This window comes from Pseudomonas lini, from assembly GCF_001042905.1.
Lineage (GTDB): Bacteria > Pseudomonadota > Gammaproteobacteria > Pseudomonadales > Pseudomonadaceae > Aquipseudomonas > Aquipseudomonas lini.
This window is the reverse complement of the sequence record NZ_JYLB01000002.1, coordinates 102,601-128,817: the sequence shown is the minus strand read 5'-3', so window position 1 is coordinate 128,817 and position 26,217 is coordinate 102,601. Positions and strand designations below refer to the sequence as shown.

Here is a 26,217-nt window from a genome sequence, read left to right as displayed (position 1 = left end):
TAAGGCATCAGATTAGTGGCAAATCCATCGCTGCTGCGATTTTTCCGACACAATCCGGTGTCTTTTTACCAATTAACGATTAACCGCGGAATTCGCTGCGACCGTTGTACTTGGCTTTGCCATTCAACTGCTCTTCGATACGCAGCAGTTGGTTGTACTTGGAAACACGGTCGGAACGGCACAGGGAGCCGGTCTTGATCTGGCCAGCCGCAGTGCCCACAGCCAGGTCGGCAATGGTCGAATCTTCGGTTTCGCCGGAGCGGTGCGAGATCACGGCGGTGTAACCAGCGGCCTTGGCCATCTGGATCGCTTCCAGGGTTTCGGTCAGGGTGCCGATCTGGTTGAACTTGATCAGGATCGAGTTGGCGATCTTTTTATCGATGCCTTCTTTCAGGATCTTGGTGTTGGTCACGAACAGGTCGTCGCCCACCAGCTGAGTCTTCTCGCCGATTTTGTCGGTGAGGATTTTCCAGCCAGCCCAGTCGGATTCGTCCAGACCGTCTTCGATGGAGATGATCGGGTAACGCTCGGTCAGACCTTTCAGGTAATCGGCGAAACCTTCAGCGGTGAACACCTGGCCTTCGCCGGACAGGTTGTACTTGCCGTCTTCGTAGAATTCGCTGGCGGCGCAGTCCAGAGCCAGGGTCACGTCGGTGCCCAGCTTGTAACCGGCATTGGCCACGGCTTCGGAGATCACTTTCAAAGCGTCTTCGTTGGAAGCCAGGTTCGGTGCGAAACCACCTTCGTCACCGACCGCAGTGCTCAGGCCACGAGCCTTCAGTACAGCTTTAAGGTGATGGAAAATCTCGGTGCCCATGCGCAGACCTTCCGAGAAAGACTTGGCGCCAACTGGCTGAACCATGAATTCCTGGATGTCGACGTTGTTATCGGCGTGCTCGCCACCGTTGATGATGTTCATCATCGGAACCGGCATCGAGTAAACACCCGGGGTGCCGTTCAGGTTAGCGATGTGAGCGTACAGCGGCAGGTCCTGGTCCTGTGCTGCTGCCTTGGCCGCGGCCAGGGAAACGGCGAGGATCGCGTTGGCGCCCAGGGTCGCTTTGTTTTCGGTGCCGTCCAGCTTGATCATCGCGTGATCCAGCGCTTTCTGGTCGCTTGGGTCTGCACCCAGCAACAGATCGCGGATCGGACCGTTGATGTTGGCGACGGCTTTCAGAACGCCTTTGCCCAGGTAACGGCTCTTGTCGCCATCACGCAGCTCGAGTGCTTCACGCGAGCCAGTGGAAGCACCGGATGGCGCGCAAGCGCTGCCGATGATGCCGTTATCGAGAAGCACGTCTGCTTCCACAGTGGGATTGCCACGGGAGTCGAGAACTTCACGACCTTTGATGTCGACGATTTTTGCCATTGTTGTAAACACTCCAAAGTTGACGAAAACGACGCAGCTGAAGGAAATCTTTTATCGTCGGCAAGCAACAGGCAACGGCAGGCTTGCGGACGATAAGGCTCAAGCCCGAGGGCCTGAGCATTAAATCGTGCGGTACTTTACCGGAGAAATGAGGTTTACGCGGTTTCTACCGTCGGAAAACTCTTCACCAGTTCGTCCAGTGCTTTGAGTTGAGCCAGGAAGGGTTCCAGTTTGTCCAGACGCAAGGCGCAAGGGCCGTCGCATTTGGCGTTATCCGGATCCGGGTGCGCTTCGAGGAACAGACCGGCCAGCGACTGGCTCATGCCGGCCTTGGCCAGGTCGGTGACCTGGGCACGACGACCGCCTGCGGAGTCGGAGCGACCGCCGGGCATTTGCAGCGCGTGGGTCACATCGAAGAACACTGGGTATTCGAACTGCTTCATGATGCCGAAGCCAAGCATGTCGACCACCAGGTTGTTGTAGCCGAAGCTCGAACCTCGCTCGCAGAGGATCAACTGATCGTTACCGGCTTCTACGCATTTGTTCAGGATGTGTTTCATTTCCTGAGGCGCAAGGAACTGGGCTTTCTTGATGTTGATCACCGCGCCGGTCTTGGCCATCGCGACCACGAGGTCGGTCTGGCGCGACAGGAAGGCCGGCAACTGGATGATGTCGCAGACTTCAGCGACGACCGCGGCCTGATCAGGCTCGTGGACGTCAGTGATGACCGGCACGCCGAAGGCTTGCTTGATGTCCTGGAAAATCCGCATGCCCTCTTCCAGGCCGGGGCCACGGTAAGAGGTCACAGAAGAACGGTTCGCCTTGTCGAAACTGGCCTTGAACACGTAAGGGATACCGAGTTTCTCAGTAACCTTTACGTACTCTTCGCAGACCTGCATCGCCATGTCGCGGCTTTCCAGCACGTTCATGCCACCGAACAGCACCATTGGCTTGTCGTTGGCAATCTCGATGTTGCCTACGCGGATGATCTTCTGCGCCATCAGGTTTATGCCTTCTTCTGGTGTTGGGTCAAAGCGGCTTTAACGAAGCCGCTGAACAACGGGTGACCGTCACGTGGAGTCGAGGTGAACTCAGGGTGGAACTGGCAAGCGACGAACCATGGATGATCCGGTGCTTCGACCACTTCAACCAGCGCGCCATCACCGGAACGACCGGAGATTTTCAGACCGGCCTCGATGATTTGCGGCAGCAGGTTGTTGTTCACTTCGTAGCGATGACGGTGACGCTCGACGATCACGTCCTTGGCGTAGCAATCGTGCACCAGGGAACCTGGCTCAAGCAGGCAATCCTGAGCGCCAAGGCGCATGGTGCCGCCCAGATCAGAGGTTTCGGTGCGGGTTTCGACTGCGCCGGTGGCATCTTCCCACTCGGTGATCAGACCCACGACCGGGTGACCGCTGGTGCGATCGAACTCGGTGGAGTTGGCGTCTTTCCAGCCCATGACGTTACGCGCGAACTCGATAACGGCCACTTGCATGCCCAGGCAGATACCCAGGTATGGAACCTTGTTTTCGCGAGCGTATTGAACGGCAGTGATCTTGCCTTCAACGCCACGCAGACCGAAGCCGCCCGGTACCAGAATCGCGTCGACGCCTTCCAGCAGCGCGGTGCCCTGGTTTTCGATGTCTTCGGAATCGATGTAGCGCAGGTTGACCTTGGTGCGGTTGCTGATGCCGGCGTGACTCATCGCTTCGATCAGCGACTTGTAGGCGTCCAGCAGTTCCATGTACTTGCCGACCATCGCGATGGTGACTTCGTGTTCCGGGTTCAGCTTGGCATCGACCACCGCTTCCCACTCGGACAGATCGGCGCTGTCGCATTGCAGGCCGAAACGCTCGACGACGAAATCATCCAGGCCCTGGGAGTGCAGAATGCCCGGGATCTTGTAGATGGTGTCGGCGTCTTCCAGCGCGATCACCGCACGTTCTTCAACGTTGGTGAACTGGGCGATCTTGCGACGCGAAGAGATGTCGATCGGGTGATCGGAGCGGCATACCAGAACATCAGGTTGCAGGCCGATGGAACGCAGTTCCTTGACCGAGTGCTGAGTTGGCTTGGTTTTGGTTTCGCCGGCGGTGGCGATGTACGGCACCAGTGTCAGGTGCATCAGCATCGCGCGCTTGGCGCCGACTTCGAAACGCAATTGACGGATCGCTTCGAGGAACGGTTGCGATTCGATGTCACCCACGGTGCCACCGATCTCGACCATGGCCACGTCGGCATCGCCGGCGCCCTTGATGATCCGGCGCTTGATTTCGTCGGTGATGTGCGGGATCACCTGAATGGTTGCGCCCAGGTAATCACCACGGCGCTCTTTGCGCAGGACGTGTTCGTAGACACGGCCGGTGGTGAAGTTGTTGTTCTGGGTCATGGTCGTGCGGATGAACCGCTCGTAGTGGCCCAGGTCCAGGTCGGTCTCGGCGCCGTCGTGGGTGACGAACACTTCACCGTGCTGGAACGGGCTCATGGTGCCCGGGTCAACGTTGATGTACGGGTCCAGCTTCAGCATGGTGACCTTAAGTCCCCGCGCCTCCAGGATGGCCGCCAATGAAGCCGAGGCAATGCCTTTCCCCAATGAAGAAACAACACCGCCCGTGACGAATATGTAGCGCGTCATGAAAAACCCTAGAAGTCTGCGTTAAAGCGGTCCGAGCCGCCGGGGAAAGCGAAGGAAGGCCGAAGCCCCCGATCACCTGCATTAATCACAGTGCACCTTTCAAAAAAACCGCCGCGTTGGGACAGACCGGTAGATGAAACACCGGTAGGTTGCTCGCTACACATTTTTTGGAATCGCCCAGCAAAGACTGCTTGGTAATCGGCAACTCCTGCGATTCAGGCGAATCCACAGAAGTTGTATCAAGAAGGGAGCGTAGTCTACCGGAAAGCCCCTTTCAGCTCAAACCTTGATCTTCGATCAGCGGCTGCCAATGCAAATACCAGCCACCTTGCTCACCACCATTTAGCCCCTGCAGGTTCGCCACCGCCAGCAATTGCTGGCCTCTGTAGACCAGCGGCAATCTGCCACGGGCGAAGCCCGGCACACCGCTTTCGTTGAGCAAACGCTTCAAGTCACGGTGGCCGCGATCGGGCAAATTCATGACCTCACCGCCTTCACGATAGCGGATTTGCAGCGGGCCATCTGGGGGCTGACCGGTGAACGTGAGTACACCGTTATCCGGCAACGCCAGTGATACCGAGGGATCAGCCCAAGATACCGGCGACGGCGGAGTGTGCAGCCAACCACCAGACAACCACCAGAGACGCCCGCCCGCGCGATGCAATTCACCCGCCGCGAGTCGCCAGACCGGACGCGCATCGCCGGTCGCATCGCGCAAATTCTCCCAACCCGACCAATGGTCACTGTCCGGCAAAGTTGTCAGCGGTTTGAGCCAGTGACTTAGCGCGTTGCGCTGGCGCGCATCAGACAGTTTTTCCAGTGGTGCCAGCTCCAGCGACGGCAAACCCAGCCAATCGAAATCGCTGACCGTGGTGGCGTGGGCCAGATCGATTTGCGCCAATTCGTCGAGCAGTCCCTGCGCTTCGCTCAGATGCGCGGCACTGCGAGCCATGGTCGCCACCGCTTGCGGCCAGCGCGCGGTCAACACGGGGAACACCTGATGACGCAGATAATTGCGCGAGAACTGGCGGTCCTGGTTCGACGGATCCTCGATCCAGCTCAACTGATATTCAGTCGCGTAGGCTTCAAGCTCGGCGCGAGTGACGTCGAGCAACGGCCGCAACAGATGCCCCCGGCCCAAAGGACGCTCACTCGGCATCCCCGACAACCCTCTCACCCCTGCTCCACGCATCAGCCGAAACAACAGGGTTTCCGCCTGATCGTCACGGTGTTGGCCAGTGAGCAGCACTTCACCAGCATGAGTCGCCGCGATGAAGGCGCCATAACGCGCATCCCGCGCCGCACGCTCAAGGCTGGCGCCGGGTTCAACCTGAACACGCACGACCTCCAGCGGCACTCCCAACGCATCACAGACCGACTGACAATGTTCCGGCCACGCATCAGCCGCAAACTGGAGGCCGTGGTGGACATGGATGGCGGTCAGCATCGGCAGGGATTGGGTTTTCGCAAGGTGCGCGAGAAGGTGCAGCAGGACGGTGGAGTCGAGACCACCGGAGAACGCGATGCGCCAGGTTGTGGCGGTGCGCCAAGGCGTGAGGTTGCGCAGGAGTCTGGTAGACAAATCAATCGTGGGCTGACTCATATCGATCACTTCGCACAAATCAAATGTGGGAGCGGGCTTGCTCGCGAAAGTGGTTCAACATTCAACACATCAGTTGACTGTTATACCGCTTTCGCGAGCAAGCCCGCTCCCACATTAAAGCAACGTCAGATCAGAGACCGTAGCTCATCAGTCGATCGTAACGGCGCTTGAGCAGCGCTTCGTTATCGAACTTCTTCAACATCGCCAGTTGCGAACTCAGTTCAGCGCGGATCGAGGCGGCTGCAGCAGCCGGATCGCGATGAGCGCCGCCCAATGGCTCGCCGATCACTTTATCGACAATGCCCAGGCCCTTCAGACGTTCGGCAGTGATGCCCATGGCTTCAGCAGCATCCGGGGCTTTCTCGGAAGTTTTCCACAGAATCGAAGCGCAACCTTCCGGCGAAATCACCGCGTAGGTCGAGTACTGCAGCATGTTCAGCTGATCGCAGACGCCGATCGCCAGTGCACCACCGGAACCACCCTCACCGATTACGGTGGCGATGATTGGGGTTTTCAGGCGAGCCATGACGCGCAGGTTCCAGGCAATTGCTTCGCTCTGATTGCGCTCTTCGGCGTCGATGCCTGGGTAAGCACCCGGGGTGTCGATGAAGGTCAGGATCGGCATTTTGAAACGCTCGGCCATTTCCATCAGACGGCACGCCTTGCGGTAGCCTTCCGGACGCGGCATGCCGAAATTGCGACGAACCTTCTCGCGCACTTCGCGGCCTTTCTGGTGACCGATGATCATCACCGGCTGGTCGTCCAGACGGGCAACACCGCCAACGATCGCAGCGTCGTCGGAGAAGTGACGGTCGCCGTGCAGTTCGTCGAACTCGGTGAAGATGTGTTCGATGTAGTCCAGGGTATATGGACGTTTCGGGTGACGCGCCAGACGTGCGATCTGCCAGCTGGTCAGCTTGCCGAAGATGTCTTCGGTCAGCGTGCTGCTCTTGTCCTGCAGGCGGGAGATCTCATCGCCGATATTCAGCGAATTGTCATTACCGACCAAGCGCAACTCTTCGATCTTGGCTTGCAGGTCGGCGATCGGCTGTTCGAAATCTAGAAAATTCGGGTTCATAGGCGTCCGTCTTGGGTCGACCTCCAAGAGAACTTGGGCCGGCCGGTTGTCTATTCGCGCCCTACCTTAAGGGACAGGCGCGTTCAGGTCGAGATTAAAAATTCGGGTCAAGATCAGGTGCTTCAAACACACCTGACCGTCAACGGTATTGGAGGAAGACGTTGTCTCGCCCGAACTGGTCACGCAGGGCTTGAATCAAGGCATCTGCCGGATCGATCCGCCAAGTCTCGCCGAACTGCAACAAGGCCTTCGCGTCGGGACTGGTGTACTCCATCGTGATCGGGCACGCGCCGCGGTGGCGCTTGAACAGCTCACCCAGCCAGCGTAGCTGATCGCCCTTCAAATCCTTGGTATGCAATTTCAGGCGCAGGCTTTCGGCGAGGTTGGTGCGCGCGTCTTCCATGCTCATCACCCGCTTGACCCGCAACCGCAGGCCGCCAGAGAAGTCGTCGTTGCTGACTTCGCCTTCGACCACCACCATCGCGTCGGTCTGCAACAGCGACTGCGCGGAATGGAAAGCGTCGGCGAACAGCGAGGCTTCGATCCGGCCGGAGCGGTCGTCGAGGGTGATAAAACCCATCTTGTCGCCCTTTTTGTTCTTCATCACTCGCAGGGCGATGATCATGCCCGCGACCGTCTGCGTATCGCGAGCCGGCTTCAGGTCGATGATGCGCTGACGGGCGAAACGACGGATCTCGCCTTCGTATTCGTCGATCGGGTGACCGGTCAGGTACAGGCCCAGGGTGTCTTTCTCCCCTTTCAGGCGCTCCTTGAGGGTCAGTTCCTTGGCCTTGCGATGATTGGCGTAGACGTCGGCGTCTTCCTCGACGAACAGGCCGCCAAACAGATCGGCGTGGCCACTGTCGTGGGTGCGAGCGGTTTGTTCGGCAGCCTTGATCGCCCCTTCCATCGCGTTCAACAAGACCGCGCGGTTCTGGTCGATGCTGGCTTGATAGGCTTTTGGTTCGTCATGGAAATACGGGCCCAGACGATCCAGCGCGCCGCTGCGGATCAAACCATCCAGGGTGCGCTTGTTGATCCGTTTGAGATCGACACGGGCGCAGAAATCGAACAGATCCTTGAACGGTCCGTCCTGACGCGCCTCGGTGATCGCTTCCACCGGCCCTTCGCCCACACCCTTGATTGCGCCGAGGCCATAAATAATGCGGCCTTCGTCATTCACCGTGAACTTGAACTCCGAAGTATTCACATCCGGCGCGTCGAGACGCAGCTTCATGGTGCGAATTTCTTCGATCAAGGTCACGACCTTGTCGGTGTTGTGCATATCCGCCGACAGTACCGCAGCCATGAACGGCGCCGGGTAGTGGGTTTTCAGCCACGCGGTCTGGTACGACACCAGGCCATACGCGGCGGAGTGGGATTTGTTGAAGCCATAACCGGCGAACTTTTCTACCAGGTCAAAGATGTTACCGGCCAGGTCGGCGTCGATATTGTTGGTGGCACAACCTTCAATGAAACCGCCACGTTGCTTGGCCATTTCTTCGGGTTTTTTCTTACCCATGGCTCGACGCAGCATGTCTGCACCGCCAAGGGTATAACCGGCCATGACCTGGGCAATCTGCATCACCTGTTCCTGATACAGGATGATGCCGTAAGTCGGCGCCAGGACTGGCTTGAGGCCTTCGTACTGGTAATCCGAGTGCGGGTACGCAAGTTCCGCGCGACCGTGCTTACGGTTGATAAAGTCGTCAACCATGCCCGATTGCAACGGGCCCGGACGGAACAGGGCCACCAGTGCGATCAAGTCTTCCAGGCAGTCGGGCTTGAGCTTTTTGATCAGCTCTTTCATGCCGCGCGACTCGAGCTGGAACACCGCAGTGGTTTCAGCTTTTTGCAGCAGCGTGTAGGTCGGTTTGTCGTCCAGTGGAATGAACGCGATGTCCAGCGGTGGCTCGTTGACCTTGGCGCGATCGCGGTTGATGGTTTTCAGGGCCCAGTCGATGACCGTCAGGGTCCGCAGCCCCAGGAAGTCGAACTTCACCAGACCGGCCGCCTCGACGTCATCCTTGTCGAACTGGGTTACCAGGCCATCGCCCGCTTCGTCGCAATAAATCGGCGAGAAGTCGGTCAGCTTGGTCGGCGCGATTACCACACCACCAGCATGCTTGCCGACGTTACGCACAACGCCTTCGAGCTTGCGCGCCATCTCCCAGATTTCCGCAGCCTCTTCATCGACCTTGATGAAGTCGCGCAGGATTTCTTCCTGCTCGTAGGCTTTTTCCAGAGTCATGCCGACTTCGAACGGAATCATCTTCGACAGACGATCCGCCAAGCCGTAGGACTTGCCCTGCACCCGCGCCACGTCGCGGACCACCGCTTTCGCCGCCATGGAACCGAAAGTGATGATCTGGCTAACCGCGTTACGGCCGTATTTCTCGGCCACGTAATCGATCACCCGGTCACGGCCGTCCATGCAGAAGTCGACGTCGAAGTCGGGCATGGATACCCGTTCCGGGTTCAGGAACCGTTCGAACAGCAGGTCATATTCCAGCGGGTCGAGGTCGGTGATCTTCTGCACATAGGCCACCAGCGACCCGGCACCCGACCCACGACCCGGACCTACCGGTACGCCGTTGCTCTTGGCCCACTGGATAAAGTCCATCACGATCAGGAAGTAACCGGGGAAGCCCATCTGGATGATGATATCCAGTTCGAAATTCAGCCGGTCGACGTAGACCTGGCGCTTGGCTTCATAGTCTTCGGTGGTGTCCTTGGGCAGCAGAACGGTGAGGCGCTCTTCCAGACCGTCGAAGGAAACCTTGCGGAAATACTCGTCGATGGTCATGCCATCGGGAATCGGGAAATTGGGCAGGAAGTGCTTGCCCAGTTTCACGTCGATGTTGCAGCGCTTGGCGATCTCGACGGTGTTTTCCAGCGCCTCGGGCAAGTCGCTGAACAGCTCGGCCATTTCCTCGGCGCTTTTGAGGTATTGCTGATCGCTGTAATTCTTCGAACGCCGCGGATCGTCGAGGGCGCGACCCTCACCGATGCAAACGCGGGTTTCGTGGGCTTCGAAGTCTTCCTGCTTGATGAAGCGCACGTCGTTGGTCGCCACCAGCGGCGCGCCGATTTTCGCCGCCAGGGCCACGGCGCCGTGCAGTTGTTCTTCGTCATTAGGGCGGCTGGTGCGCTGGACTTCCAGATAGAAACGATCCGGGAATACCGCCATCCACTCGCGAGCCAGGGTTTCAGCTTCGTCCGGGTTGCCGCTGAGCATGGCCAGACCGATCTCGCCCTCTTTGGCCGCCGACAGCATGATCAAGCCTTCGCTGGCTTCGGCCACCCACTCACGCTCGATGATGATCGAGCCATTGCGCTGGCCGTCGATGAAGCCGCGAGAGATCAGTTCGGTGAGGTTGCGATAGCCCACGGCGTTCATCGCCAGCAGGCTGATCCGGCTCAAGGCGTTGTCCGGATCCTTGTTCGACAGCCACAGGTCGGCGCCGCAGATCGGCTTGATCCCCGCACCCATGGCAGCTTTATAGAATTTGACCAGGGAACACATGTTGTTCTGGTCGGTGACCGCCACGGCAGGCATGTTCATGCCGACCAGAGTCTTGACCAGCGGTTTGATCCGCACCAGACCGTCGACCAGGGAATATTCAGTGTGCAGGCGTAGATGAACGAATGAAGCCGGCATAGTGATCCTGTCTAGAAACTAGAAACGTAAAGACAACAAGGCCCGGATTGTACCGGGCCTTGAGTAAAACATCAGCCTGCGACTAACTACCAATCAGGTTTTCCCGTGCCTCATACGCCAAGCGTACCGGGGCGAACGAGCGGCGATGAATTGGGGTCGGCCCCAAGCGGGCCAACGCTTCCAGATGAACGGGCGTCGGGTAGCCTTTATGGCCTCCGATCCCGTAACCCGGATAAATCAATTCGAACGCGGCCATTTCTCGATCACGGCTGACCTTGGCCAGAATCGATGCCGCGGCAATGGCGGGCACCTTGCCGTCGCCCTGAATTACCGCTTCGGCGCGCATAGAGAGTTTCGGGCAACGGTTGCCGTCGATCATCGCCAGTTTCGGCTGAATGTGCAGCCCCTCGACGGCACGCTGCATGGCCAGCATGGTGGCGTGAAGGATGTTCAGTTCGTCGATTTCTTCTACTTCAGCGCGAGCGACATACCAGCTCAGGGCCTTTTCGCAGATTTCGTCATAAAGCGCATCACGGCGAGCTTCGGTGAGTTTCTTCGAGTCGTTGAGACCCAGGATGGGGCGGCTCGGATCAAGGATCACCGCCGCCGTCACCACCGCACCACACAGCGGGCCGCGACCGACTTCATCGACACCCGCCACCAGATCTTCAAGCTCATCGACTAGCATAAAATCCAGGCCCAGCTGCTTGCTTGCTTTGCTCATTATGCTCTGCCAATCAGGTTCAGTACCGCGTCCGCTGCCTGATTGGAGGCGTCCAAGCGCAGGGTTCGGTGGATTTCGTCAAAGCCTCGGGTCTGTTCCTGGCCACCTTCGATCAGTGGCGACAGGGTCTGGGCCAAGGCCTCTACCGTCGCATCGTCCTGCAACAACTCCGGCACCAGCAGGCGCTGGGCCAGCAAATTCGGCAAGGAGACGTAGGGACTTTTCACCATCCGTTTGAGAATCCAGAACGTCAGCGGTGCCAAGCGATAAGCGACCACCATCGGCCGCTTGTACAACAATGCTTCCAACGTAGCCGTGCCCGAAGCGATCAACACCGCATCGCAAGCAGCCAGGGCCAGATGGGATTTGCCGTCGAGCAAGGTCAGCGGCAGATCGCGATTGGCCAGCAGCTCCTCAAGCTGGGCCCGGCGCTGCGGGCTCGCGCAGGGCATGACGAACCGTACGCCCGGGCGCATGGCCCGCAAGCGCTGGGCGGTGTCGAGGAACAGTGCACCAAGGCGCCCGACCTCACCGCCACGACTGCCCGGCATCAGGGCGACCAGCGGCCCATCCGGCAAGCCAAGTTCGGCCCGCGCGGCGGCGCGATCAGCCTCAAGCGGAATCGCATCGGCCAGGGAATGCCCGACAAACCGCACCGGCACACCCTTCTCTTCATAAAATTTAGCTTCGAACGGGAACAGCGTCAGCATCAGGTCGCAACCTTCGCGAATCTTCAGCACCCGTTTCTGCCGCCAGGCCCAGACCGACGGGCTGACGTAATGCACGGTCTTGATCCCGGCCTGACGCAGCTTGAGTTCGATATTGAGGTTGAAGTCCGGGGCATCGATACCGATGAACACGTCCGGCTTCTCGGCGATCAGGTCCGCGACCAGTTTCTTGCGACGCGCCAACAGCTCGCGCAAACGGCCCAGCACTTCCACCAAACCCATGACAGAAAGGCGTTCCATCGGGAAATATGACGTCAGCCCTTCAGCCTGCATCAGCGGACCGCCGACACCGATGAACTCGACTGCGGGATGCTGAGCTTTGAGCGAACGCATGAGGCCCGCACCCAGAATGTCACCGGAAGCCTCTCCCGCCACCAGCGCAATACGCAAATTGGCCATGGTTAACGGGTGATGCCACGGGTCGAAGACTGGATGGAGTCACGGAATACCGCGACTTCCGGGAACTGAAGCGAGGGTTCGGCCAGCTCGGCAAGCGCCTGTTCGACTGTCAGGCCCTGGCGGTAAACCACCTTATAGGCACGACGTAGCGCGTGGATCGCATCTTCGCTGAAACCGCGACGACGCAGGCCTTCGAAGTTCATGCTGCGGGCTTCGGCGGGGTTGCCGAATACCGTGACGTAGGCTGGAACGTCCTTGCCAATGGCAGTACCCATGCCGGAGAAACTATGGGCGCCAATGTGGCAATACTGGTGAACCAGAGTAAAACCGGACAGGATCGCCCAGTCTTCAACGTGCACATGGCCCGCCAACGCGGTGTTGTTGACCAGAATGCAGTGGTTACCGATAACGCTGTCGTGACCGATGTGGGCATAGGCCATGATCAGGTTGTGATCGCCCAGGGTCGTTTCCGAACGGTCCTGAATGGTCCCGCGGTGAATCGTCACACCTTCACGGATGACGTTGTGGTCACCAATGACCAGACGGGTTTCTTCGCCCTTGTATTTCAGATCGGGCGTGTCCTCGCCTACCGAAGAAAACTGGTAGATGCGGTTGTGCTTACCGATTCGGGTCGGGCCCTTGAGAATCACATGCGGCCCGATCACTGTCCCCTCGCCGATTTCCACACCTGCGCCGATGATCGACCAAGGGCCGACTTCGACGTCGTCGGCCAGAATGGCCGTCGGATCGATGATTGCGCGAGGGTCAATCAAACTCATAGTTTGCGTTCCGCGCAGATGATTTCAGCGGAGCAGACTGGCTTGCCATCGACCGAAGCCTGGCACTCGAACTTCCAGATCTGACGCTTGCAGCTCAGGAACTTGGCTTCCAGGATCAGTTGATCACCTGGCAGCACGGGCTGACGGAAGCGCAGTTTGTCGGAGCCGACGAAGTAATAAAGCGTGCCGTCGGCAGGCTTCACGTCGAGCATTTTGAAACCAAGGATCCCGGCAGCCTGAGCCATCGCTTCGATGATCAATACGCCCGGCATGATTGGATGCGCAGGGAAGTGACCATTAAAGAACGGTTCGTTGATGCTGACATTCTTGTAGGCGCGAATGCGCTTGCCTTCCACATCCAGATCCACGACCCGGTCCACCAGCAGGAACGGGTAACGGTGAGGCAGGTATTCGCGAATCTCGTTGATGTCCATCATTTCGGGGGGAAGCCTATGTAAAGATTGGGAGCGCGCGACTGACGCGCACTCCTCTAGCAAATCAAGGGAGGCAGTCTAGCGGCTGTGCACACTTGATATGGAAATGGTATCAGCCATCTGATGAAGCATTACCGCCAGGGGTCACGTCCCCTACACGCTTTTCCAGCTGTCGCAGACGTCGCGCGATGTCATCGAGCTGACGGATACGTGCCGCGCTTTTGCGCCATTCGGCTGCCGGTTGCATCGCCGTACCGGAAGAATAGGAACCCGGCTCGGTAATCGAGTGGGTCACCATGGTCATCCCGGTCAGGAAAACGTTGTCGCAAATCTCGATATGCCCCACCAGCCCTACGCCACCGGCGAGCATGCAATGCTTGCCGATTTTGGTGCTGCCGGAGATCCCCACACACGCGGCCATGGCGGTGTGGTCACCGACCTGGACGTTGTGAGCGATCTGAATCTGGTTGTCGAGCTTCACACCATTGCCGATAACGGTATCGGCCAGTGCGCCGCGATCGATAGCGGTATTTACGCCTATTTCCACGTCATCGCCGATCGAAACACCGCCGACTTGGGCGATTTTCTGCCAGACACCTTTCTCGTTGGCAAAACCGAAGCCTTCACCGCCGAGCACGGCACCGGATTGAATCACTACCCGTTTGCCAATGCGCACGTCGTGATACAGCGTGACCCGCGGAGCCAACCAGCCGCCCTCGCCGATTTCGCAGCGCGCACCGATGAAGCAATGAGCCCCAACAGTCACACCTGCGCCAATACGCGCTGCACTTTCGATCACCGCAAAAGCACCGATGCTCGCCGCCGGGTCGACCACTGCATCCGCTGCCACCACTGCTGTCGGGTGAATACCGACAGGCGCCTTGGGCTTTGGATCGAACAGGTGGGAAACGCGCGCGTAGGCCAGATACGGATCCGGCACCACCAATGCATCACCGACAAAACCTTCAGCGTCAGCGGCCTTCAGCAATACAGCCGCGGCCCGACTGTCAGCCAGGTATTTACGGTATTGAGGATTTGCCAGAAAGCTCAACTGAGCTGGGCCAGCCTCTTGCAAAGTGGCTAGCCCAGTAATTTCTTTCTTCGGGTCGCCACGTAAAGTGGCGCCGAGGAACTCGGCCAACTGGCCGAGCTTTATAGTCGCTGTCATGGGTTACTTCAGCTGATTCATGCGCTCGATAACCTGGCGAGTGATGTCGTACTGAGGCTTGACATCAATCACTGCGCCACGCTCGAAGACCAGGTCAAAAGCACCTTTCTTGATGACTTCTTCCACAGCGCTGTCCAGTTTCGGCTTGAGCTGTTTCAGCATTTCACGGTCGGCAACGGCTTTGGCTTCGTTCAGTTCCTTGGACTGGAACTGGAAATCACGGGCCTTTTGCTTGAACTCGAGCTCCAGACGTTCGCGCTCGCCTTGCTGCATCTTGTCGCCACCGGCCATCAGACGGTCCTGGATACCCTTGGCACTGCTTTCCAAGCTCTTGAGCTTGGTCAGTTGCGGGCCGAATTTTTTCTCGGCATCCACGGCGTATTTTTTCGCCGCATCGGATTCCAGCAGGGCCATCTGATAGTTCAGAACGGCGATTTTCATGTCGGCAAAAGCCGGACCTGCTACCAGTACGGTCGCCAGGAGAACCAATTGAGTCAACTTACGCACGATGCACTCCTACAAAATCCATTGTCGTTATCTTGGGTCAGACGCTTAGAACGTCTGGCCGAGGGAGAATTGGAACACTTGAGTCTCAGCGTCATCCGGTTTCTTGATCGGCATGGCCAACGCGAAGCTCAAAGGACCCAGTGCGGTAACCCAGGTCACGCCGACACCGACGGAGCTGGCCATGTTGCTCAGGCTGATGTCGTTGCACTGCGTATTGGACTTCGAACCGTCAGCGTTCCGGGTCTCTTTGCACGTCGAGTCGAACACGTTACCCACGTCCCAGAATACCGAGGTGCGAAGGGAACGCTGATCCTTGACGAACGGCAGAGGGAACAGAACCTCAACACCGCCCTGGATCAGGACATTACCACCGAATGGCAGTGGATCCTGGTCCGGGTCGACCGACGTCCCCGGGTTTTTACCGGTACTTGGTGTACTGCGAGGCCCCAGAGTACTGTCCTTGAAGCCACGCACCGAGTTGAAACCACCGGCGTAATAGTTTTCATAGAACGGCAAGCCATCGGTCGAACCGTAACCATCGCCATAGCCCAGCTCGGCGTGCAGACGCATGGTGTAGTTTTCGGACAATGGCTGGAACAACTGGCCACGGTAATCGAGCTTGAAGAACGACAAGTCGCTGCCAGGGGTGGTGGTTTCCAGAGTCAGGCTCTGAGAACGACCACGGGTCGCCAGCACGCCTTTGTTCAAAGTGGACTCGGACCAACCGGCCGAAGCCTTGAAGTTCAGGTAGCTGTCGCCCTCGCGGTTAACGAAGTCGAAAATCTCGTCAACGGTATACTGGCCGGTCTTGATATCGTCCTGTTGCGCGGTCAGGCCGAAGGTCAGGCGCGAAGTCTCGCTGATCGGGTAGCCGACGCTCACGCCCGCACCCAGGCTGTCTACGGCATAGCTGGCCACGTCGACATCGAGGTCGTCATAGTCTGTGGTGCGATAGAAAGCGTTGTAACCCAGGCTCACACCATCAGCAGTCCAGTAGGGGTCGACATAACCGAAGTTATAGCGGCTCTGGTATTCACTGCGAGTCAAACCGATGCTGACCTTGTTACCGGTACCCAGGAAGTTGTTCTGGGTGATCGAACCACCGAGAATCAGACCGGCGCTCTGGGCGAAACCGACACTGGCGGTAATCGAACCGGAAGCCTGCTCTTCAACGCTGTAGTTCACATCAACCTGGTCGTCTACGCCCGGCACGGCCGGCGTTTCGACGTTGACTTCCTTGAAGAAGCCCAGACGCTCCAGACGGGTTTTGGATTGGTCGATCAGGTAAGTCGAAGCCCAACCGCCTTCCATCTGACGCATTTCACGGCGCAGCACTTCGTCTTCGGACTTGGTGTTGCCACGGAAGTTGATACGGTTCACGTATGCACGCTTGCCCGGATCGACAGCGAACGTGATGTCGACCGTGTGGTCGTCATCGTGAGGCTGAGGCACGCCGTTGACGTTGGCGAAGGTATAACCCTCGTTACCCAGGCGACGGGTGATCAGTTCGGACGTGGTGGTCATCAGCTTGCGCGAGAACACCTGGCCTTTCTGAACCAGCAGCAGGGACTTGACCTGGTCTTCAGGGACTTTCAGATCGCCACTGAGCTTGACGTCACGAACGGTGTACTTGTCGCCTTCGTTGACGTTGACGGTGATGTAGACGTGTTTCTTGTCCGGGGTGATGGACACCTGGGTCGAAGCGATATCCATATTGATATAGCCGCGATCCAGATAGTAGGAACGCAGACGCTCCAGGTCACCGGAGAGTTTTTCACGAGCGTACTTGTCATCGTTCTTGAAGAATGACAGCCAGTTGCTGGTCTTGAGCTCGAACAGGTCGATCAGGTCTTCATCAGGAAAAACCGTGTTACCCACCACGTTGATGTGCTGGATAGCTGCAACGGTGCCTTCGTTGATGTTGACCTTCAGGCCCACGCGGTTACGCGGCTGCGGCACCACTTCGGTATCGACGGTGGCCGAGTAACGGCCCTGAGCGACGTATTGACGCTGCAGCTCGTTACGCACACCTTCAAGGGTGGCACGCTGGAAGATCTCGCCTTCGGCCAGACCGGATTGTTTGAGGCCCTTCATCAGGTCTTCAGTGGAGATCGCCTTGTTGCCTTCGATCTCGATACTGGCGACCGACGGACGCTCGACTACAGTGATGACGAGGACGTTGCCATCGCGACCCAGCTGGATATCTTGAAAGAACCCGGTTTTGAACAACGCACGAGTGGATTCCACCAGGCGACGATCATCCGCCTGTTCGCCGACGTTCAACGGCAAGGCACCAAAGACGCTACCCGCGGAGACCCGCTGGAGGCCATTGACGCGAATATCAGAGATAGTGAAGGACTCGGCGTGAACTTCGGCGATCATCAATACGGTGAGAACCGCAGTTAGCAGCAGACGTTTCATGAAGTCCTTTCTTATTCCAACTGGCAATAAAAACTGCCGCAAAATGCGGCAGATTCGCAATTCAGCGAAGCGTTACAGTCGACCCAGATCATTGACCAGAGCAAGTAACATCACCCCGACCACCAAACTGATACCGATCTGTATCCCCCAACCTTGCACCCGATCCGACAAGGGACGACCACGCGCCCACTCGATCAGATAAAACAACAAATGTCCCCCATCCAGTACAGGAATGGGCAACAAATTCAGAACCCCCAAGCTAATACTCAGATAAGCAAGGAAATTCAGGAAATCAGCGACGCCCGACTGGGCAGAAGCGCCCGCCACTTTAGCAATGGTTATCGGTCCACTCAAGTTTTTTACCGAGAGCTCACCGAACAACATTTTCTTGAGCGAATCGAGGGTCAGTACGCTCATGGTCCAGGTACGTCGGGCACCCTCGCCAATCGCTGCCACCGGACCGTAACTGACTTCACGAATCATCTCTGGTGGCCAATCGACCGCTTTCACCCCGGCGCCCAGATAACCACTGGGCGACTTGCTCTCGCCGCGAGCGGCCAACGTCACAGGGACGTCGATTTGAGCACTATCGCGCTCGACGCGCAGCATGATTTTGGTATCTGGATGCATACGGACGATGTCGACTACTTGCTGCCAGTCGTCCAGTGCCTTGCCATCAAGGGCCAACAGGCGGTCACCCGGCTTCAGGCCCGCAGCCTTCGCCGGCCCTTTCGGATCAAATTCGGCCAGGACTGGTGGCAACGCAGGACGCCAAGGACGAATACCCAGCGAGCGAATCGGATCTGGCTCCTCAGCACCCTTGAGCCACTTGTCCAGCACCAGCTCACGGGGTGAGTCCACCGTGGAGCCCTGTTCGCGGACCAGCAATTGGAGGGAGCCGCTCTCACCCAGACGACGGATCAGTTGCAGGTTCACCGCGGCCCAGCCGGAGGTTGGCTCGCCATCGATGGCCATGATTTCCTGGCCCGGGCTCAAACCCGCCTTGGAGGCAATACTGCCGGACTCGACCGCACCGATAACCGGCCGCACCTGCTCGCTGCCCAGCATTGCCAATGCCCAGAAAAACACCATTGCCAACAGAAAGTTGGCGATCGGGCCGGCCGCGACGATGGCGATGCGCTGACGGACAGATTTGCGATTGAAGGATTGATCGGCCTGATCGGCCGGGACCTCGCCTTCGCGCTCGTCGAGCATCTTCACGTAGCCACCCAACGGGATGGCGGCGATCACGAATTCAGTGCCTTTACTGTCGTGCCAGCGCAGCAACGGCATGCCGAAGCCCACGGAGAAACGCAGCACTTTGACCCCACAGCGACGCGCGACCCAGAAATGGCCGAATTCGTGGAAGGTAACCAGCACACCCAGCGCTATCAGGGTGCCGACAATCATATAGAGCGCGCTCATGTATTTTCTCCGCAACTATCAGTGCTGCATGGGGCAAAGTATTGCAGCACTTATCGCCCGTGACGGCTCAACCATTGCCCGGCCAGTACCCGTGCTTTCGCATCGGCCGTAAACACTGCCTCGAGATCATCTACCGCAACCACAGGCTCGAGGTTCAACACTTCCTCGATAATACTCGCGATTTCCAGGTAGCGAACCCGTCCGTCGAGAAAGGCCGCCACAGCCACTTCATTCGCGGCATTGAGCATGGCCGGCGCGCTGTTGCCAGCCTCGGCGGCTTGACGCGCAAGGCGCAGGCAAGGGAAACGCTCCTCATCGGGCGCCTGGAAATCCAGGCGAGCGATGGCAAACAGGTCCAGCGGCGCAACGCCCGAGTCGATTCGCTCTGGCCAGGCCAGGGCATTGGCGATTGGCGTGCGCATGTCCGGATTGCCCAACTGCGCCAATACCGAACCGTCGATGTAGTCGACCAGCGAATGAATCACGCTCTGCGGGTGAATCACCACTTCAACCTGGGACGGCGTGGCGTCGAACAGCCAGCAGGCCTCGATCAACTCGAGCCCTTTGTTCATCATGCTGGCCGAATCCACCGAAATCTTGCGACCCATGGACCAATTCGGGTGCGCACATGCTTGCTCGGGGGAAACATGGGCCAGTTCGGCCATGGGTGTCTGCCGGAACGGGCCGCCAGAGGCTGTCAGTAAAATCCGACGCACACCGACCGCGCCAAGCCCGCGAGCGAAATCCTGTGGCATGCACTGGAAAATCGCGTTGTGCTCGCTGTCGATCGGCAGCAGCACCGAACCGCTTTTGCGCACGGCCTGCATAAACAGCGCACCGGACATCACCAGCGCTTCTTTATTGGCCAGAAGAATCTTCTTGCCGGCCTCGACCGCCGCCAGGGTCGGACGCAAGCCCGCCGCACCAACAATGGCCGCCATCACCGCGTCGACTTCCGGATCGGAGGCGACCTGACACAAGCCCTCCTCCCCCACCAGAACGCGGGTCGACAGACCGGCCGCACGCAAATCTTCCTGCAAGCCCCGGGCAGCGCCAGATTCCGGCACGACGGCGAAGCGCGGCGAATGACGCATACACAGCGCCAGCAACTCACTCAAACGAGTGAAACCGCTCAAGGCGAAAACCTGATAACGCTCGGGATGACGGGCAATGACGTCGAGAGTACTCAGACCAATCGAACCGGTCGCTCCCAGCACGGTAATCTGTTGTGGGCGGCTCATGCTGCCATCCACAGCAGCACGGCGAATACCGGAATCGCCGCTGTCAGGCTATCGATGCGGTCCAGGACGCCGCCGTGGCCGGGCAGCAGATTACTGCTGTCCTTGATCCCCGACTGGCGCTTGAACATGCTTTCAGTGAGGTCGCCCACCACTGAAATGAATACGATAATTGCGGCACCGAACAGGCCCATCAGCATCTGAGCGAAACTCCAGTCCCGCACAAAACCGACGATTGCTGTAATCACCAGGCTCAGCAGCAAGCCGCCGTAAACGCCTTCCCAACTCTTGCCTGGACTGACCTGTGGCGCCAGCTTGCGCTTGCCGAAGGCCCGACCGGAAAAGTACGCACCGATATCAGCCCCCCAGACCAGCACCATCACCGCCATGATCAGCCAGTTACCCAAGGGCTCCTGCTTGATCAAAACCAGACCTTGCCAGGCCGGTAACAGAATCAACAAACCGATCACCAGTTTGCAGGCAGCACTGGCCCAATGTTGACTGGACTGTGGATAGGTCAACACCAGGTACGTGGCCACGCCCCACCAGAGCACTGAAGCGCCCAACACCCAAGGCGCGAGCCCCGGCACGATATGCATGACAAACAGCGCCAACGCGACCACGGCCGCATAGGCGACGCGAATCGACTGAGTAGCGAAACCTGCCAGGCGCGCCCACTCCCACGCCCCGAGCGTCACCACCAGCCCGATGAACAGCGCAAAACCGGACCCTTCGAGCAGGAAAAACCCGCACAGGGCAATCGGCAGCAAGATCAGCGCCGTGATGATTCGTTGTTTAAGCATTAAACCCGGGCTCCAGCCTCGACCTGCTCGCTCGTTTTACCGAAGCGACGCTGGCGAGAAGCGAAATCGGCTAGCGCATTGCGCATGGCGTCGTGTTTGAAGTCCGGCCAGAACAGGTCGGAGAAGTACAACTCGGCATAAGCCAGTTGCCACAGCAGGAAGTTGCTGATGCGATGCTCGCCACCGGTACGGATGCACAAGTCCGGCAACGGCAGATCACCGGTCGCCAGACAGGTTTGCAACAGCTCAGGGGTAATGTCCTCCGGACGCAGATGCCCGGCCTGAACTTCTCGGGCCAGACGCTGCGCGGCTTGCGCGATATCCCACTGACCACCGTAGTTGGCGGCGATCTGCAGGACAAAGCGGTTTGCACCGACAGTCATCGCCTCGGCTTCGCGCATGGCGGCCTGAAGCTCCGGGTGAAAACGCGAACGATCGCCAATGATGCGCAAACTGATGTTGTTGTCGTTGAGGCGCTTGGCCTCGCGACGCAATGCCTTGAAGAACAAATCCATCAAGGCACTGACCTCATCGGCCGGGCGCTGCCAGTTCTCGCTGGAGAAGGCGAACAGGGTCAACACTTCAACCTTGGCCTCGGCACACACCTCGATTACCGCACGCACTGCATCCACGCCCGCTTTATGCCCGGCGACACCCGGCATAAAGCGTTTTTTCGCCCAGCGATTATTACCATCCATGATGATCGCGACATGGCGCGGCACCGCGGACGGCGCAGTCTGCTTTGTCTTATCCATTAAAACGTGACCCTTATACGGCCATCAGGTCTTTTTCTTTCTGCGCCAAATTCGCGTCGATTTCAGCCACGTACTTTTTGGTCAGATCGTCAATTTCGCCAGTAGCGCGACGTTCTTCGTCTTCGCTGATTTCCTTTTCCTTGACCAGATCCTTGAGCTGGCTGTTCGCATCACGACGGATGTTGCGTACCGCAACACGGGCATCTTCAGCGACATCGCGAGCCTGCTTGGTGAAGCCCTTGCGGGTTTCTTCGGTCAGGGCCGGCATGGAGATCAGCAGCAACTCACCGAGGTTGGTCGGGTTGAGGTTCAGACCCGCGCTACCGATGGCTTTGTCGACGGCACCCAGCATGTTGCGCTCAAAGGCAACCACTTGCAGGGTACGGGCGTCTTTAACGGTGATGTTCGCCACCTGTTTGATCGGAGTGTCGGAGCCGTAGTACGGAACCATCACACCTTCCAGAATGCTTGGGTGCGCCTGGCCCGTACGAATACGACCGAAGTTGTGCGCCAGCGATTCGACGGATTTTTTCATGCGCTCTTGAGCGTCTTTCTTGATTTCGTTGATCATTGTTGGCCTTCCTCGATCAGGGTCCCTTCAGCGCCGCCATGTACGATGTTCAGCAGGGCGCCGGGCTTGTTCATGTTAAATACGCGCAACGGCATCTTGTGGTCGCGGCACAAGCAGATAGCCGTCAAGTCCATTACACCCAGCTTGCGATCCAGTACTTCATCATAAGTCAGATGATCGAACTTCTCGGCATGCGGGTCTTTGAATGGATCAGCCGTGTAAACGCCATCGACCTTGGTTGCCTTGAGTACGACGTCAGCGTCGATTTCGATTGCACGCAAGCAGGCTGCCGAATCCGTGGTGAAGAACGGATTACCAGTACCGGCCGCAAAAATCACGACTTCCTTGGCGTTCAGGTGGCGCATGGCTTTGCGGCGATCGTAGTGATCGGTCACGCCAACCATGGAAATGGCCGACATCACGATGGCCGAGATATTGGCACGTTCCAGCGCATCACGCATCGCCAGGGCGTTCATCACAGTGGCCAGCATGCCCATGTGATCGCCAGTGACCCGATCCATGCCCGCCGCGCTGAGCGCTGCGCCACGGAACAGGTTACCGCCACCGATCACCAGACCGACCTGAACACCGATGCCGACCAGTTGGCCGACTTCCAGCGCCATGCGATCCAGAACTTTGGGGTCGATCCCGAACTCTTCCGAGCCCATCAGGGCCTCGCCGCTAAGCTTGAGTAGAATGCGTTTATAGCGAGCCTGATAACCACTGCCCTGCTGAGCCATTGCGAATCTCTCCTGCGGCGTATTTTAAAAATTCTTTGCGAGCTGTTTACAGCTGGCGTTCACTCTAGCTTGGCACTGCTTCAGCGCCATCGGAACATGGCTTTGTAAGCCAGTTCCAAAAGGAAACCAATTAAAATTGGCAACCCCATCTGAAAAGAGGCTGCGCGCGTGAGCGGGCAGCCTCTTCAGGGCGACAGTTAAAAAACCGTCTTATTGCTTGGCGGCAGCCAGCTGGGCAGCAACTTCTTCAGCGAAGTTGTCGACCGGCTTCTCGATGCCTTCGCCTACTTTGAAGTAGGTGAAAGAAACGATTTCTGCACCGGCTTTCTTGGCCAGTTCGCCAACCTTGATTTCAGGGTTCTTGACGAACGCCTGCTCAACCAGGCTCGCTTCAGCCAGGAACTTGCTGATACGGCCTTTGACCATGTTTTCAACAATGTTTTCTGGCTTGCCGGCGATCTTGTCAGCGTTGAGGGTCAGGAACACGCCTTTCTCGCGCTCGACCGCTTCAGCGGAAACTTCCGATGGCAGCAGGAATTCAGGGTTGGTGGCCGCTACGTGCATAGCGATGTCCTTGGCCAGCTCAACGTTGCCGCCCTTGAGAACAACCGCGACACCGATCTTGTTGCCGTGCAGGTAACCACCAACAACATCACCTTCAACGCGAGCCAGGCGACGGATGTTGACGTTTTCGCCAACCTTGCCGACCAGAACCAGACGATTGGCTTCTTGAGCTTCGATCAGCGGAGCGACGTCAGTCAGCTTGTCAGCGAACGCTTTTTCAACGCTGGAAGCAACAAATGCCTTGAAGTCGTCTTGCAGGGCCAGGAAGTCGGTCTGCGAGTTCACTTCCAGCAGAACGGCGGTTTTACCGTCTTCTTTAAGAGCGATCGCGCCTTCAGCAGCCACGTTGCCTGCTTTCTTGGCAGCCTTGATGGCGCCCGAAGCACGCATGTCATCAATGGCTTTTTCGATGTCGCCGCCGGCCTTGGTCAAGGCCTTTTTGCAATCCATCATGCCTTCGCCAGTACGCTCGCGCAGTTCTTTGACCAACGCTGCAGTAATCTCTGCCATTTTCAAATTCCTCTTGGATAGGTTTTCAACCATTCCACCCGATCGAACGGGCGTTCAATTCTTCCCGAACCACCCTTGTTAGCCGCTGCACGTTACAAATGCTGTAGCTGCGCTGCCGACAAATGGTTTTCGAGGTGGCAAAAAGGGGGCCAAGCCCCCTTTTTGCTTACTGAGTCAACGCCAGGGCGTCAATTACTCAGCTGCAGCTGCCGGAGCTTCTTCAACGAACTGCTCGGTGCCGCCAGCAACGTGGTTGCGACCGCGGATAACAGCGTCAGCCATCGAACCCATGTACAGCTGGATAGCGCGGATTGCGTCATCGTTGCCTGGGATGATGTAGTCAACGCCTTCCGGGCTGCTGTTGGTATCGACTACGCCGATAACCGGGATGCCCAGCTTGTTGGCTTCGGTGATCGCGATGCGCTCGTGATCAACGTCGATAACGAACAGAGCGTCTGGCAGACCGCCCATGTCCTTGATACCACCCAGGGAACGATCCAGCTTCTCAAGATCGCGAGTGCGCATCAGCGCTTCTTTCTTGGTCAGCTTGGCGAAAGTACCGTCTTCGGCTTGCACTTCAAGGTCACGCAGACGCTTGATGGAAGCACGGATGGTTTTGAAGTTGGTCAGCATACCGCCCAACCAGCGGTGATCGACGTACGGCGAACCGCAACGTGCTGCTTCTTCAGCAACGATCTTGCCAGCGGAACGCTTGGTGCCGACGAACAGGATCTTGTTTTTGCCCTGGGCCAGACGTTCTACGAAAGTCAGAGCTTCGTTGAACATTGGCAGGGTTTTTTCAAGGTTGATAATGTGGATCTTGTTACGCGCGCCGAAAATGTATTTACCCATTTTCGGGTTCCAGTAACGGGTCTGGTGACCGAAGTGCACACCGGCCTTCAGCATATCGCGCATGTTGACTTGGGACATGATAGTTCCTTAATAAGTCGGGTTTGGCCTCCACGTATCCCAATGACCAACCAGCAGCTTCAGCTGAAGGCACCCAGGTCATCGTGTCGACACGTGTGTGGATTTAGGCTTTTCAGGGTATCCCCGGAAAGCGGCGCATTTTATATCACAAGGCAGAAAAAAACGGAACCCGGATTCTGAAAACCTGGGGAATGCTTTTGAGCCCCGCCTTGGAATCCCCCCAGAATGCGCCATCCTATAGAGAGAAGCGATGCACAGAGGCTCAGATTTGCGCTGATCGTCTGATAGAATCGTGTTTTTCAGGGCCGCGACAATTGTTCGCGCAATGCCCATTTCGTTTTAGAAGGCGCCATTGAGCGCAGAGAGAGCCTGTATGACCGTCACCCTCAAAACCCCAGAGGACATCGCAAAAATGCGGATCGCCGGCAAATTGGCCGCCGATGTGCTGGAAATGATTGCCGATTATGTCAAACCGGGTGTCACCACCGAAGAACTGGACCGCATCTGCCACGACTACATCGTCAATGAGCAGAAAGCCATCCCTGCCCCGCTCAACTACAAGGGCTTCCCGAAGTCGATCTGCACCTCGATCAACCACGTGGTCTGCCACGGCATCCCGAACGAGAAGCCGCTGAAAGATGGCGACACCGTGAATATCGACGTCACCGTGATCAAGGACGGCTACCACGGCGACACCAGCCGCATGTTCCACGTCGGCACCGTGCCGGTCTGGGCTGAGCGCCTGTCCCAGGTGACTCAGGAATGCATGTACAAGGCCATCGAACTGGTCAAACCCGGCTGCCGCCTGGGCGATATCGGTGAAGTCATCCAGAAGCACGCGGAAAAGAACGGCTTCTCGGTGGTTCGCGAGTTTTGTGGCCACGGCATTGGCAAGGTGTTCCACGAAGAACCGCAGATCCTGCACTACGGCCGCGCTGGTACCGGCATGGAGCTGAAAGCCGGCATGACCTTCACCATCGAGCCGATGATCAACCAGGGCAAGGCCGACACCAAGGTACTGGGCGACGGCTGGACCGCCATTACCAAGGATCGCAAGCTGTCGGCACAATGGGAACACACCCTGCTGGTGACCGAAACCGGTTACGAGATCTTCACCCTGCGCAGCGACGACACCATCCCGCGCGTTTCGGCCTGATCCCGCTCGCTCCGTT

22 protein-coding genes are annotated in these 26,217 nt (G+C 58.0%); 1 reads left to right on the top strand and 21 read right to left on the bottom strand.

The genetic code is table 11. The annotated features are described in order from the left end of the window. Positions 1-79 precede the first annotated feature (79 nt). From eno to rpsB, 21 genes are all read right to left on the bottom strand, one after another. Positions 80-1,369, bottom strand: a complete 1,290-nt coding sequence (gene eno, locus TU81_RS04900) for a phosphopyruvate hydratase (RefSeq protein ID WP_007907175.1) — start codon at positions 1,367-1,369, stop codon at positions 80-82. Positions 1,370-1,524: 155 nt separating this feature from the next. Then, entirely contained in the window at positions 1,525-2,370 is an 846-nt protein-coding gene (kdsA, locus tag TU81_RS04895; RefSeq protein ID WP_008072675.1) for a 3-deoxy-8-phosphooctulonate synthase, read from the bottom strand. 5 nt (positions 2,371-2,375) lie between these two features. Beyond that, the gene (locus tag TU81_RS04890; protein WP_007907172.1) at positions 2,376-4,007 is read right to left on the bottom strand and encodes a CTP synthase; all 1,632 of its coding nucleotides are present in this window, start codon (positions 4,005-4,007) and stop codon (positions 2,376-2,378) included. Between the two features lie 274 nt (positions 4,008-4,281). Continuing rightward, positions 4,282-5,610 (bottom strand): tRNA lysidine(34) synthetase TilS, encoded by a 1,329-nt coding sequence (tilS, locus tag TU81_RS04885; protein ID WP_048393799.1) that lies wholly within the window; start codon positions 5,608-5,610, stop codon positions 4,282-4,284. 130 nt (positions 5,611-5,740) lie between these two features. Then, positions 5,741-6,688: an acetyl-CoA carboxylase carboxyltransferase subunit alpha gene (locus TU81_RS04880; protein ID WP_048393798.1), complete on the bottom strand. Its 948-nt coding sequence runs from the start codon at positions 6,686-6,688 to the stop codon at positions 5,741-5,743. Positions 6,689-6,827: 139 nt separating this feature from the next. Beyond that, entirely contained in the window at positions 6,828-10,349 is a 3,522-nt protein-coding gene (gene dnaE, locus TU81_RS04875) for a DNA polymerase III subunit alpha (protein WP_038979156.1), read from the bottom strand. An 82-nt stretch (positions 10,350-10,431) separates the two neighbouring features. Next, the gene (rnhB, locus tag TU81_RS04870) at positions 10,432-11,073 is read right to left on the bottom strand and encodes a ribonuclease HII (RefSeq protein ID WP_008072671.1); all 642 of its coding nucleotides are present in this window, start codon (positions 11,071-11,073) and stop codon (positions 10,432-10,434) included. Next, positions 11,073-12,200, bottom strand: coding sequence for a lipid-A-disaccharide synthase (gene lpxB / locus TU81_RS04865; RefSeq protein ID WP_048393794.1), 1,128 nt, complete (start codon positions 12,198-12,200; stop codon positions 11,073-11,075). The genes rnhB and lpxB overlap by 1 nt, the downstream gene beginning before the upstream one ends. Positions 12,201-12,202: 2 nt before the next feature. Next, entirely contained in the window at positions 12,203-12,979 is a 777-nt protein-coding gene (gene lpxA, locus TU81_RS04860; RefSeq protein ID WP_008010226.1) for an acyl-ACP--UDP-N-acetylglucosamine O-acyltransferase, read from the bottom strand. After that, positions 12,976-13,416 carry a 3-hydroxyacyl-ACP dehydratase FabZ gene (gene fabZ / locus TU81_RS04855; RefSeq protein ID WP_007907157.1) on the bottom strand — a complete coding sequence of 147 codons (441 nt, stop codon included), beginning with the start codon at positions 13,414-13,416 and terminating at the stop codon, positions 12,976-12,978. Before fabZ ends, lpxA begins: the two co-directional genes overlap by 4 nt. 109 nt (positions 13,417-13,525) lie before the next feature. Next, the gene (gene lpxD / locus TU81_RS04850) at positions 13,526-14,581 is read right to left on the bottom strand and encodes a UDP-3-O-(3-hydroxymyristoyl)glucosamine N-acyltransferase (RefSeq protein ID WP_048393783.1); all 1,056 of its coding nucleotides are present in this window, start codon (positions 14,579-14,581) and stop codon (positions 13,526-13,528) included. A gap of 3 nt (positions 14,582-14,584) precedes the next feature. Next, positions 14,585-15,088 carry an OmpH family outer membrane protein gene (locus tag TU81_RS04845; protein WP_007907155.1) on the bottom strand — a complete coding sequence of 168 codons (504 nt, stop codon included), beginning with the start codon at positions 15,086-15,088 and terminating at the stop codon, positions 14,585-14,587. 45 nt (positions 15,089-15,133) lie between these two features. Further along, positions 15,134-17,509, bottom strand: coding sequence for an outer membrane protein assembly factor BamA (gene bamA / locus TU81_RS04840; RefSeq protein WP_048393775.1), 2,376 nt, complete (start codon positions 17,507-17,509; stop codon positions 15,134-15,136). Positions 17,510-17,581: 72 nt separating this feature from the next. Continuing rightward, positions 17,582-18,934, bottom strand: a complete 1,353-nt coding sequence (gene rseP, locus TU81_RS04835) for an RIP metalloprotease RseP (protein ID WP_038979152.1) — start codon at positions 18,932-18,934, stop codon at positions 17,582-17,584. Between the two features lie 50 nt (positions 18,935-18,984). Then, positions 18,985-20,175 (bottom strand): 1-deoxy-D-xylulose-5-phosphate reductoisomerase, encoded by a 1,191-nt coding sequence (gene ispC / locus TU81_RS04830; protein WP_048393772.1) that lies wholly within the window; start codon positions 20,173-20,175, stop codon positions 18,985-18,987. Continuing rightward, on the bottom strand, positions 20,172-20,975 hold the full coding sequence (locus TU81_RS04825; protein ID WP_038979150.1) for a phosphatidate cytidylyltransferase: 804 nt from the start codon (positions 20,973-20,975) through the stop codon (positions 20,172-20,174). The genes ispC and TU81_RS04825 overlap by 4 nt, the downstream gene beginning before the upstream one ends. Continuing rightward, complete coding sequence (gene uppS / locus TU81_RS04820; RefSeq protein ID WP_008015050.1) at positions 20,975-21,730, bottom strand: polyprenyl diphosphate synthase; 756 nt, start codon at positions 21,728-21,730, stop codon at positions 20,975-20,977. Before uppS ends, TU81_RS04825 begins: the two co-directional genes overlap by 1 nt. 13 nt (positions 21,731-21,743) lie before the next feature. Continuing rightward, a complete protein-coding gene (gene frr / locus TU81_RS04815; RefSeq protein ID WP_007907979.1) occupies positions 21,744-22,301 on the bottom strand; it encodes a ribosome recycling factor in 558 nt (185 codons plus the stop codon). Further along, the gene (gene pyrH / locus TU81_RS04810; RefSeq protein WP_003172271.1) at positions 22,298-23,041 is read right to left on the bottom strand and encodes a UMP kinase; all 744 of its coding nucleotides are present in this window, start codon (positions 23,039-23,041) and stop codon (positions 22,298-22,300) included. Before pyrH ends, frr begins: the two co-directional genes overlap by 4 nt. A 210-nt stretch (positions 23,042-23,251) precedes the next feature. Next, positions 23,252-24,115: a translation elongation factor Ts gene (tsf, locus tag TU81_RS04805; protein ID WP_048393770.1), complete on the bottom strand. Its 864-nt coding sequence runs from the start codon at positions 24,113-24,115 to the stop codon at positions 23,252-23,254. 192 nt (positions 24,116-24,307) lie between these two features. Further along, a complete protein-coding gene (gene rpsB / locus TU81_RS04800) occupies positions 24,308-25,045 on the bottom strand; it encodes a 30S ribosomal protein S2 (RefSeq protein WP_007907989.1) in 738 nt (245 codons plus the stop codon). Positions 25,046-25,418: 373 nt separating this feature from the next. On the opposite strand from rpsB, the gene map reads away from it, so the two are divergent. Next, positions 25,419-26,201, top strand: coding sequence for a type I methionyl aminopeptidase (gene map / locus TU81_RS04795; protein ID WP_038979148.1), 783 nt, complete (start codon positions 25,419-25,421; stop codon positions 26,199-26,201). Positions 26,202-26,217: the final 16 nt, after the last annotated feature.